Origin of the sequence: Streptomyces sp. NPDC058240, assembly GCF_042882135.1 — a bacterium.
In the GTDB taxonomy this organism is placed as follows: Bacteria; Actinomycetota; Actinomycetes; order Streptomycetales; family Streptomycetaceae; genus Streptomyces.
The window spans coordinates 5,863-16,372 of sequence record NZ_JBHVWT010000052.1; the positions used below are offsets into that span (position 1 = coordinate 5,863).

Annotated in this window: 12 protein-coding genes; 1 reads left to right on the forward strand and 11 read right to left on the reverse strand. The window is 71.4% G+C overall.

The genetic code is table 11. The annotated features are described in order from the left end of the window. Positions 1 to 121: 121 nt before the first annotated feature. The 6 genes from der to ACFVX4_RS36490 form a co-directional block, all read right to left on the reverse strand. Positions 122 to 1,591 (reverse strand): ribosome biogenesis GTPase Der, encoded by a 1,470-nt coding sequence (gene der, locus ACFVX4_RS36465; RefSeq protein ID WP_389986165.1) that lies wholly within the window; start codon positions 1,589 to 1,591, stop codon positions 122 to 124. A 52-nt stretch (positions 1,592 to 1,643) separates the two neighbouring features. Next, positions 1,644 to 2,315, reverse strand: coding sequence for a lysophospholipid acyltransferase family protein (locus tag ACFVX4_RS36470; RefSeq protein ID WP_389986168.1), 672 nt, complete (start codon positions 2,313 to 2,315; stop codon positions 1,644 to 1,646). Beyond that, positions 2,312 to 3,013, reverse strand: coding sequence for a (d)CMP kinase (cmk, locus tag ACFVX4_RS36475; protein ID WP_389986171.1), 702 nt, complete (start codon positions 3,011 to 3,013; stop codon positions 2,312 to 2,314). The genes ACFVX4_RS36470 and cmk overlap by 4 nt, the downstream gene beginning before the upstream one ends. A 126-nt stretch (positions 3,014 to 3,139) precedes the next feature. Further along, complete coding sequence (locus tag ACFVX4_RS36480; protein WP_389986174.1) at positions 3,140 to 4,225, reverse strand: prephenate dehydrogenase; 1,086 nt, start codon at positions 4,223 to 4,225, stop codon at positions 3,140 to 3,142. Continuing rightward, complete coding sequence (gene aroH, locus ACFVX4_RS36485; RefSeq protein WP_266421302.1) at positions 4,222 to 4,584, reverse strand: chorismate mutase; 363 nt, start codon at positions 4,582 to 4,584, stop codon at positions 4,222 to 4,224. Before aroH ends, ACFVX4_RS36480 begins: the two co-directional genes overlap by 4 nt. A 195-nt stretch (positions 4,585 to 4,779) precedes the next feature. Continuing rightward, the gene (locus ACFVX4_RS36490; RefSeq protein ID WP_389986177.1) at positions 4,780 to 5,211 is read right to left on the reverse strand and encodes a YidB family protein; all 432 of its coding nucleotides are present in this window, start codon (positions 5,209 to 5,211) and stop codon (positions 4,780 to 4,782) included. Between the two features lie 135 nt (positions 5,212 to 5,346). Here ACFVX4_RS36490 and ACFVX4_RS36495 point away from each other — a divergent pair, with 135 nt between their 5' ends. After that, positions 5,347 to 6,066, forward strand: a complete 720-nt coding sequence (locus tag ACFVX4_RS36495) for a DNA polymerase beta superfamily protein (protein ID WP_389986180.1) — start codon at positions 5,347 to 5,349, stop codon at positions 6,064 to 6,066. Here the strand turns inward: ACFVX4_RS36495 and ACFVX4_RS36500 are convergent. From ACFVX4_RS36500 to pnuC, 5 genes are read right to left on the reverse strand one after another with little or no spacing between them, the layout of a single operon-like run. Next, entirely contained in the window at positions 6,063 to 6,851 is a 789-nt protein-coding gene (locus ACFVX4_RS36500; RefSeq protein ID WP_389986184.1) for a DNA polymerase beta superfamily protein, read from the reverse strand. The genes ACFVX4_RS36495 and ACFVX4_RS36500 overlap by 4 nt on opposite strands. Before the next feature lie 3 nt (positions 6,852 to 6,854). Beyond that, entirely contained in the window at positions 6,855 to 7,877 is a 1,023-nt protein-coding gene (locus ACFVX4_RS36505) for an ADP-ribosylglycohydrolase family protein (protein WP_389986187.1), read from the reverse strand. Beyond that, positions 7,874 to 8,608, reverse strand: coding sequence for an NUDIX domain-containing protein (locus ACFVX4_RS36510; protein ID WP_266421288.1), 735 nt, complete (start codon positions 8,606 to 8,608; stop codon positions 7,874 to 7,876). Before ACFVX4_RS36510 ends, ACFVX4_RS36505 begins: the two co-directional genes overlap by 4 nt. Next, entirely contained in the window at positions 8,605 to 9,684 is a 1,080-nt protein-coding gene (locus ACFVX4_RS36515) for an AAA family ATPase (protein ID WP_389986190.1), read from the reverse strand. The genes ACFVX4_RS36510 and ACFVX4_RS36515 overlap by 4 nt, the downstream gene beginning before the upstream one ends. Further along, on the reverse strand, positions 9,681 to 10,334 hold the full coding sequence (pnuC, locus tag ACFVX4_RS36520; protein ID WP_389986193.1) for a nicotinamide riboside transporter PnuC: 654 nt from the start codon (positions 10,332 to 10,334) through the stop codon (positions 9,681 to 9,683). Before pnuC ends, ACFVX4_RS36515 begins: the two co-directional genes overlap by 4 nt. Positions 10,335 to 10,510: the final 176 nt, after the last annotated feature.

The window sequence follows — 10,510 nt, forward strand, 5'->3', positions numbered from 1 at the left end:
CTCAGGAAACACCAAGCCCGAGACCCTACCCCGGGGCTCGAGGGGGGCCGGACCCTGAAAAAGAGCCCCGGACTGTCTCGGATGCGAGACGGTCCGGGGCTCTGTCGTACGCCGTTGCGCGCTACTTGTTGCGGCCGCGCTTCTCGCGGACCCGCACCGAGATGTGGATCGGGGTGCCCTCGAAGCCGAACTCCTCACGCAGCCGGCGCTCGACGAACCGTCGATAGCCGTGCTCCAGGAAGCCCGAGGCGAACAGCACGAAGCGCGGCGGCTTGGTACCGGCCTGGGTGCCGAAGAGGATCCGGGGCTGCTTGCCACCGCGGACGGGGTGCGGGTGGGAGGCGACGATCTCGCCGAGGAAGGCGTTCAGCCGACCGGTGGGGATGCGGGTCTCCCAGCTGGCGAGGGCGGTCTCGATCGCCGGGACGAGCTTCTCCATGTGCCGGCCGGTGACGGCCGAGACGTTGACCCGAGGGGCCCACGCGATCTGCGCGAGCTCCGTCTCGATCTCCCGCTCCAGGTAGTAACGGCGCTCCTCGTCGAGCGTGTCCCACTTGTTGTAAGCGATCACCAGGGCACGCCCGGCCTCCACGGCCATGGTGATGATGCGCTGGTCCTGGACGCTGATGGACTCGCCCGCGTCGATCAGGACGACGGCGACCTCGGCCTTCTCCACGGCGGCGGCGGTACGCAGCGAGGCGTAGTAGTCCGCGCCCTCCTGGAGGTGGACGCGACGGCGGATGCCGGCCGTGTCGATGAACTTCCAGGTGATGCCGCCGAGCTCGATCAGCTCGTCGACCGGGTCGCGGGTGGTGCCGGCGAGCTCGTTGACGACGACGCGGTCCTCGTTCGCCACCTTGTTCAGCAGCGAGGACTTGCCGACGTTCGGACGGCCGATGAGCGCGATCCGGCGCGGGCCGCCGATCGCGGTGCCGAAGCGCTGCGCCGGGGCCTCGGGAAGCGCTTCGAGCACGGCGTCGAGCAGGTCGCCGGTGCCGCGGCCGTGCAGCGAGGAGACCGGGTGCGGCTCGCCGAGACCCAGCGACCACAGCGCGGTGGCGTCCGCCTCGCCGCTCTGTCCGTCGACCTTGTTGGCGCACAGGACGACCGGCTTGCCGGCCCGGCGCAGCAGCTTGACGACGGCCTCGTCGGTGTCGGTCGCGCCGACGGTCGAGTCGACCACGAAGACGACCGCGTCGGACGCCTCGATCGCGTACTCGGCCTGGGCGGCGACGGAGGCGTCGATGCCCAGCACGTCCTGCTCCCAGCCGCCGGTGTCGACGACCTTGAAGCGGCGGCCCGCCCACTCGGCCTCATAGGTGACGCGGTCGCGGGTGACGCCCGGCTTGTCCTCGACGACCGCCTCACGGCGGCCGATGATCCGGTTCACCAGCGTCGACTTGCCGACGTTGGGGCGGCCGACGACGGCGAGCACGGGCAGCGGTCCGTGACCGGCCTCGTCGATCGCGCCCTCGACCTCTTCGAGGTCGAAGCCCTCCTCCGCGGCGAGCTCCATGAACTCCGCGTACTCGGCGTCGCCAAGTGCTCCGTGCTCATGGTCCGAGCCGTCGGAGTGAATCTGGTCGTTCATGAAGTCCGTTCCTCTTTGCATCATCATCGATGGGCCACGAACACGCGGCCCACTACTCAAGTCTTACCCAGCGCCCGGTGAAACGCCTGGCCTCGTCCAGATGGGCGGTCAGCCGCCCCTGGATCCGTACCGTCGCTTCGTCCAGCGCCTTGCGCGTACGCCGCCCGCTGCTGTCGCCCGCCTCGAAGGCATCGCCGAAGACGACATCGACCCGGCTGCGCAGCGGCGGCAGTGCCGATATCAACCGTCCGCGGCGCTCGGTGCTTCCCAGGACGGCCACGGGCACGATCGGCGCCCCGCTGCGTACCGCGAAGTACGCGAGCCCGGCACGCAGGGAGGCGAAGTCGCCCTCGCCCCTGGTGCCCTCGGGAAAGATCCCGAGCGCCCCGCCGTTCTCCAGCACGCCGAGGGCGTGGGTGATGGCGGTGCGGTCGACGGTCGTACGGTCCACCTTGAGCTGACCGATTCCGCGCAGGAACGGGTCGAGCGGGCCGACGAACGCCTCTTTCTTGATCAGGAAGTGGACGGGCCGGGGCGCGGTGCCCATCAGCATCGGACCGTCGATGTTGTGCGAGTGGTTCACCGCGAGTATGACGGGTCCGGAGGCGGGAACCCGCCACGCACCGAGGACGCGGGGCTTCCACAGCCCGTACATCAGCCCGATGCCGATCCCGCGCCCGACCGCCGCACCGCGCGGCGAGGGCGAGCCCGTGGCCTGGGTCACTTCGTGGCCCGCTTCTCCTCGACGAGGGTGACGACACACTCGATGACCTGCTGAAGGGTCAGCTCGGTGGTGTCCACCTCGACGGCGTCGTCCGCCTTGGCCAGCGGGGAGGTCTTGCGGCCGGAGTCGGCCGCGTCCCGCTTGATCAGCGCCTCCTTGGTGGCGGCGAGGTCGGAGCCCTTGACCTCTCCGCTGCGACGGGCGGCGCGTGCCTCCGGGGAAGCGGTGAGGAAGATCTTCAGGTCGGCGTCGGGCAGCACGGTGGTGCCGATGTCCCGACCCTCGACCACTATGCCCCGCTCGGCCGCGGCGGCGATGCTGCGCTGCAGCTCGGTGATCCGGGTGCGCACCTCGGGGACCGCACTGACGGCGCTGACCTTGGAGGTGACCTCCTGGGTGCGGATCGGGCCCGAGGCGTCCTCACCGTCGACGGTGATCGTCGGGGCGGCCGGGTCCGTGCCGGAGACGATGACCGGCTTGGCGGCCGCGGTCGCCACCTCCGTCGCGTCCTGCACGTCGATGCCGTTGTTCAGCATCCACCAGGTGATCGCCCGGTACTGGGCGCCGGTGTCCAGGTAGCTCAGGCCGAGCTGCGCGGCGACGGCCTTGGACGTGCTCGACTTGCCGGTGCCGGATGGCCCGTCGATGGCGACGATCACTGCGGCCGGGGCCGTACGGGTTTCCACGGTGGTGGACACCTTCCTGAATACACGGGGTGGGCGGGACGGGGGCGCGTGCGAACCCGCCCCGCACAAGGTTACCGAGTGTCGGAGCGGGTCTCTGCACCCCTGTGGACAACGGCCTTCCGGCCCCGCCGCCCCGGGCTACTGGCGTATCGACCAGCCCCGCTCGCGCAGCGCCGCGCTCAGTGCGGGGGCCGCGCTCGGCTCGACCATCAGCTGGACCAGGCCGGCCTGCTGCCCGGTGGCGTGCTCGATGCGCACGTCCTCGACGTTGACCCCGGCCCGTCCGGCGTCGGCGAAGATCCCTGCCAGTTCGCCCGGCCGGTCGCTGATGAGCACGGACACCATCTCGTACGCGGTGGGGGCGGTCCCGTGCTTGCCCGGCACCCTGACCCGGCCCGCGTTGCCGCGGCGCAGGACGTCCTCGATGCCCTCGGTGCCTTCGCGGCGCCGGTCGTCGTCGTCGGACTGCAGGCCGCGCAGCGCCCGTACCGTCTCGTCCAGGTCGGCGACGACCCCGGCCAGCACGTCGGCGACCGGGCCGGGGTTGGCGGAGAGGATCTCCACCCACATCCGGGGGTCGGAGGCGGCGATCCGGGTGACGTCCCTGATGCCCTGGCCGCAGAGGCGTACGGCGGTCTCGTCGGCCTCCTCCAGGCGGGCGGCGACCATCGACGAGATCAGCTGCGGGGTGTGGGAGACCAGGGCGACGGCCCGGTCGTGCGCGTCGGCGTCCATGACGACCGGGACGGCGCGGCAGAGCGCGACCAGTTCCAGGGCGAGGTTGAGGACCTCGGTGTCGGTGTCACGGGTCGGAGTCAGGACCCAGGGCCTGCCCTCGAACAGATCCGCGGTGGCGGCGAGGGGGCCCGACCGCTCCTTGCCGGCCATGGGATGCGTGCCGATGTACGGCGTGAGGTCGAGGCCGAGGGCCTCCAGCTCGCGGCGCGGGCCGCCCTTCACGCTGGCGACGTCGAGGTAGCCGCGGGCGATGCCGTCCCGCAGGGCGGTGGCCAGCACCGAGGCCACGTGGGCGGGCGGCACGGCGATGATCGCCAGGTCCACGGGGCCGTCGGGCGCCTCGTCCGTACCGGCACCCAGCGCGGCCGCGGTGCGGGCCGACTGGGGGTCGTGATCGACGAGGTGGACATGGATGCCGCGCCCGGCGAGGGCGAGGGCTGCGGAAGTGCCGACGAGGCCCGTTCCGATGACGACGGCGGTTCTCACTGGGCGATGTCCTTGCGAAGTGCGGCGGTGGCACCGAGGTACACGTGGGCGATCTCGGACTTGGGAAGATACGTCTCGACGTGCGCGAGTATGCGCACCACACGGGGCATGGCCCCCTCGATGTCCAGCTCCTGGGCGCAGATCAGCGGTACGTCGACGATACCGAGCCCGCGTGCGGCGGCGGCCGGGAAGTCGCTGTGCAGGTCGGGGGTGGCCGTGAACCAGATGCTGATCAGATCGTCCGCGACGAGGCTGTTGCGCTCCAGGACGGCGGTGAGCAGGGCACCGACCCGCTCACCCATGTGCCCGGCCTCGTCCTGCTCAAGCTGGACGGCTCCGCGGACCGCTCGTACCGCCACGTCGTGCTCCTCGGTTCCTCGTACGTGTCGCGCCTGCTGTCCGCCTGCGTGATCTCTCTGCCCGATCAGCCTAGAGGGGCGGCGCGGCCGGCGGTCCGGGGTGCTCTGTCCGTGAGACGGGGCGGGTACGCGCCGACGGCCCGAGGGCCTGCCCGGCCCCGCTGCGCCGGACAGGCCCTCGGGCCGCTCTCGCCGTCAGAGCTGCTGCTCCCGGACCAGTTCCTCGATCGAGCGGCCCTCCGGCACCTCGCCCGAAGGAGTCAGCTTGTCGACCGCTGTCGGCAGCGACCGGGCGATCTCGTCGGCCGCCTGCTCGGTGCTGACCCCCGCTTCCCGGGCGACCTTCTGCAGGGTCTCGTCCGGCAGCGCCTCGCTGATCTGGGCGCCGCTGACCGCCTGGTTCGCACCGGTGCCGACCCAGGACTGCGCCTGGTCGACGAGGCCGGATCTGGTGAGCATCCCGATCAGCCCTTCGAGCGCGTTGCCACCGCCGCCCGTTCCGCCCTGGCCACCGCCGAGCGCGCCCAGCAGCGCGCCGAGGATGTTCCCCGCGCCGCCCGAGCCGCCGCTCTGGCCGCCGCCGCCCAGCAAGCCGCCCAGCAGGCTGCCGAGATCGTTTCCTGCCATGGTTCTGCCTTTCCAGAGGGGATGATTTATCGACAATGTCGATCAGAACCCGGGCTTCTGCCACTTGAGCGGGCGCCTGAGGGCCGTCCCGATATCCCCGGTGCAACCCGTTTTCGCTCACGTACTCTCGCCGGCATGATCACCCCTGATCCCGAGGCTCTCGTACGCGACCACACGGTCTACTCCTGCGTGATGGGCTCACGCGCCTTCGGGCTCGCCACGGAGGGGAGCGACACCGACCGGCGCGGCGTGTTCCTCGCGCCGACCCCGCTGTTCTGGCGGTTCGAGAAGCCGCCGCCGCATGTCGAGGGCCCGGCACAGGAGCAGTTCTCGTGGGAGCTGGAACGCTTCTGCGAGCTGGCGCTGCGCGCCAACCCCAATGTGCTGGAATGCCTGCACTCACCGCTGGTGGAACACGCCGACGCCGTGGGCCGTGAACTCCTCTCCCTGCGCGGCGCGTTCCTCTCCCGGCTGGCCCACCAGACCTTCGTCCGCTACGCCTCGGGCCAGCGCAAGAAGCTGGAGGCGGACGTACGGCAGCACGGGGCGCCGCGCTGGAAGCACGCCATGCATCTGCTGCGGCTGCTGACCGCCGGCCGGGACCTGCTGCGCACGGGCGAGCTCACGATCGAGGTGGGCGCGGCCCGGGAGGAGCTGCTGGCGGTGAAGCGGGGCGAGGTGCCGTGGGCGGAGGTCGAACGCCGCATGAACCGTCTCACCGAGGAGGACGACGAGGCCGCGAAGAACTCCCCGCTCCCGCCGGAGCCGGACCGGGCCCGGGTGGAGGACTTCCTGATCCGCACCCGCCGGGCGTCCGTGTCCTGGCCCGGCGGGGACGCCGTGGGCGGCCTCTAGGACGCCCGCCCCGTCAACCGTGCCCGCACCACGAGGTCGTGCAGCTCCTCGAACCCGCCGGCCCTCTCGGGAAGCCCCGATTCCGCCTGGGCCCGGTCCAGCACCCCGTGCAGCGCCTCGACGTCCCGGGACACCGCCGCGCCGGCCATGTCCCCCGCTCCCCCGCGCTCGGCCTCGGCCTTCGCCTCGATCAGCTCGGGCAGATACGCGGGCGCCGCCACCTCCCCGAGGAGGGTCGGCAGATGCGCCCGCACCTCGCCGCTGCGCATCAGGTGGATCCCGGTGAGCAGCGCCCGGAACGTGTACAGCAGTGGCTTCAGTTCACCGGTCCTCCCGAAGAGCCGCCACTGGGTGTTGGCGAATCCCCGGTAGTGGTGGGCGTGGTTGCGGGTGAGCACACCCGGCGCCAGGTCCACCAGTTCCGTGTGCGTCCCGCTCGTGTGCACGACCAGCGGCGAGAGCAGCTGCTCCAGCACATAGCCGTTCGGCTTCAGCATCAGCCGGACGAACTTCCGCAGGTCGTGCGTGACGAGGTCCATCTCGATCCCGTCCCGGTCCCACATCCGCGAGCGCGTCTCCTCGGGCTCGCGCAGTCCCACGAGGTCCTCCGCGGGCAGGAGATGGACCCCCCGAAGGTCCACATCCGAGTCCTTGGAGGGGAACCCGTACAGATGCGCCCCGGAGACCGTGGCGAACAGCAGCGGGTGACGCTCCTCGGCGACGACCGGGCCGAGGTCCGTGACCGGCAGCCCGGCCTCCCTGAGGTGCTTGGTGTCCATGCGCATGGGTCAAGAATCCCAGAGCGCCCCCAGCGACAGCAGATCGCTGCGGTACTCGATCCGCTCCGACCACTCCTTGGGCCAGGCCCCGGCCCCCAGGTGCGCCCCGGCGAACGCGCCGGTCAGGCAGCCGAGGGAGTCGGAGTCGCCCCGGGTGCAGGCGGCGCGGCGGAGGGCGGTGACGGGCTCGTCGGGAAAGAGGAGGAAGCAGTGCAGGGCCGTGGCCAGGGCCTCCTCGGCGATCCACCCGTCACCGGTCAGCTCGCAGGGGTCGGTCTCCGGGGAGGGGTCGTACAGCGCGTCCTGGACGCGGGCCAGGGCGGTGAGGCATTCGTCCCAGCCGCGCTGGATGTACAGCTCGGGCGAGGAGTCGCCCGCGTACCGCCAGAGGTCGCCGAGCCAGCGCGTGAGGTACCGGCCGCTGTTCTCGTAGGCGTACGAACGCAACTGCCCGATCAGGCCCATCGGCTCCGCCCCCTGCGCCAGCAGGTACACCGCGCGGGCCGTCAGGTCGGACGCGGCGAGCGCGGTCGGGTGCCCGTGGGTGAGGGCCGCCTGCAACTGGGCGGCGCCGGAGCGCTGTTCGTCGCTCAGCCCGGGTACGAGTCCGATCGGCGCGACCCGCATGTTGGCACCGCAGCCCTTGGAGCCGGTCTGGCTGGCCTCCTGCCAGAGCCGGTCGCTGTCGAGCAGGCGGCAGGCGGTCATGCAGGTGCGGCCGGGGGCGCGGTTGTTGTCGGGCGAGTGGTACCAGTCGACGAACTCCTCGCGCACCGGGCGGACCAGCCGCAGCGGGGTGAGCAGCCCGCGGTCCATGGCGGTACGGATGCCCCGCCCCAGGGCCAGCGTCATCTGGGTGTCGTCGGTCACGATCGCCGGCTTCGGCAGCCGCATCAGGCGCCACGGCCCGCACTTGGCGAGGATCGACGGCACGTTGTTGAACTCGGTCGGGAAGCCCAGTGCGTCGCCGAGCGCGAGCCCGGTCAGCGCGCCGGTGGCGGCCTGCTTGGTGATGGTCCTGGTCACGATCACGTGCTTCTTCCTTCCGGTCTCAGCAATGGAGGGTGCAGGGCGGTAGCGGCACCCGCCCGGTAGAGCGCGGCCGGTTTCCCCCGTCCGCCGGTGCGGCGCGGCGATCCCTCCACGGCCTGGACGAAGCCGGGCGTGGTGAGGACCTTGCGCCGGAAGTTGGGCCGGTCCAGCTCGACGCCCCAGACCGTCTCGTACACCTGCTGGAGTTCTCCCAGGGTGAATTCGGGCGGGCAGAAGGCGGTGGCCAGACAGCTGTACTCGAGCTTGGCGCCGATCCGGTCGTGCGCGTCGGCGAGGATGCGGTCGTGGTCGAAGGCGAGCGGGCCGAGCGCTCCGGCGTCCCACCACTGGGCGCCGGCCGCGTCGCCGCCGCCGCGCGGCTCGGGCAGGTCGGGTACGAGCGCGGCGTACGCGACCGAGACGACCCGCATCCTGGGGTCGCGGTCCGGATCGCTGTAGGTGCGCAGCTGTTCCAGGTGAAGGGCGCCGACGGTGCCCTCCGTCAGCCCGGTCTCCTCGGCGAGCTCCCTGCGGGCGGCGGCCCCGGCGGACTCGCGGGGCAGGACGAAGCCGCCGGGCAGCGCCCAGTGCCCCTTGTACGGGTCCTCGCCCCGTTCGACGAGCAGGACGTGCAGCCGGCTGTCGCGGACCGTGAAGACGGCGAGGTCGACGGTGACGGCGAAGGGTTCGAAGGCGTACGGGTCGTAGCCCTCGGGGGCGCCGGTGCTCATCGGTGCTCCGGCAGGGGCGCGGCGAATTTCCAGCTGCCGGCGAGCAGCGTGTCGACGGCGGCGACCGCGGTGGCCAGGCGTTCCTGGCGGGTTCCGGTGAGCTCGATGAACTCCCTTCCGGTACGGGTGAGTTCGGCCCGGAAGCGGTCGGTCATCCAGGGCCGCAGCTCTTCGCCGTCGCGCAGTCCGTCGTCCTCGAAGGCGACGCCCTCGTGGTCGGTGAGCAGCCACAGGTGGTGGGCGACCCGGTCGGCGGTCTCCTCGACGAGCGGGTTGCGTCCGCCGATGTACCGCTCGTGCCAGACGGTGGTGGCGAAGGAGTCGGTGTCGCAGAAGAGCACCGGCGACCCGGTGCGCGCGGCCGCCTCCTCCTTGGCGTTCTGCGTCTCGGCGATCAGCGGGAAGTCGTCGGTGGTGAAGGCGACGTCCTCCCACTGGGCGCCGGGCCGGCGGGCGCACAGGGCGGCCAGTTTCTGTTCGCTGAACTCCCGCCCGTACTCGGCGACGTAACCGGTCCGCGCCCAGACGCCGCCGCGCCCGCGGTAGTGGTCGGTGAGGGCACGGGCCATCGTCGTGGTGCCGGTGGACTCCGCGCCGAGGACGACGACCCGGCGGGCGAGGGCGGCCCGTACGGGCGGCTCCAGGAAGTCCCAGCAGCCGACCGGGTCCTTGCGGACGGCGGTGCCGGAGACCGGGAAGACCGTGCGGTCGGGGTCGACGCAGACGGATTCGGCGCGGAACCGGCGGGCGAGTTCGTCGCCGTACGACTCCGAGGTGAAGACGGCGTCCACCGGTTCCGGCACGGCCCCGGTGAAGACGGCCATGTGCGCGTCCCAGATCACCGGGTCGTGGAGGTCCATGCGGATGTCGTCGACGGCGCCGACGACCCGTACGTCCGGGTGCGCCTCCCGCATCCAGGCCACCCGGTCGGCGAGTGGTACGGACTCGACGGAGGCGGCGCAGACCAGGACGGTCAGCCGCTCGCAGCGGTCCCGCGCGGTGCGGACGAGATGGTGGTGGCCGGCGTGCGGCGGGTAGAACTTGCCGAGGACCAGCCCGTGCCCGAAGCGCTTCATGCCGCCGCCTCCGCCAACTGCCGCCGCTGCCCGGCGAGATCACGCTTCCAGTTGCGCAGGCCGAGCAGGCAGAGCGTCAGGAAACCGACGTACAGCAGTGAGGTCAGATAGAGCTCCTTGTACGCGTACAGCGGGATGTACACCACATCGGCGGCGATCCAGAGCCACCAGGACTCGACGAGCTTGCGGCACTGTCCGTACGTCGCCGTCAGGGACAGCGCGGTCGTCAGGGCGTCCCAGAAGGGCACGGTCGAGTCGGTGGCGTGGTCGAGCAGGACGGTGAGGGCGACGGTCCCCGCCACCCCCGCCGCGAGCAGCCAGGTCCATTCGGTGCGCGTGGTGCGCCGCACCGGCAGGTCCGGTGAGCCCGGTCCACCCCCGTGGGTCCAGGTCCACCAGCCGTACGCGGCAAGGGCGATGAAGACGATCTGGAGGCCGGCGTCGGCGTACAGACCGGACTGGGTGAACAGCAGGATGAAGAAGAGGTTGTTGGCGATGCCGATCGGCCAGTTGGCGAGGTGCTGGCGGGCCACGAGCCATACGCACAGCGCCCCGCTGCCGAAGCCGAGCACCTCGGTCCAGCTGACCGGGGTGTCGAGCACCGTCACCAGGGGTTGTTGCAGTGGATCGAGGAAATCCGCGAGACTCACACCCGCCTCCTTAATGGTCACTCTGACTATAAAGGTGGAACGGGCACGGAGAAAGACCCGGGGGCGGTTCCTGTTTGAAAATCGAAAAAAAGAACCGGCCGCGGGCCGTGGAGCGGACGGAGGAGGGTTCCAGACCGAACCCACGCCTCAGCACACCCACCTCCTTTTTCTTCTCC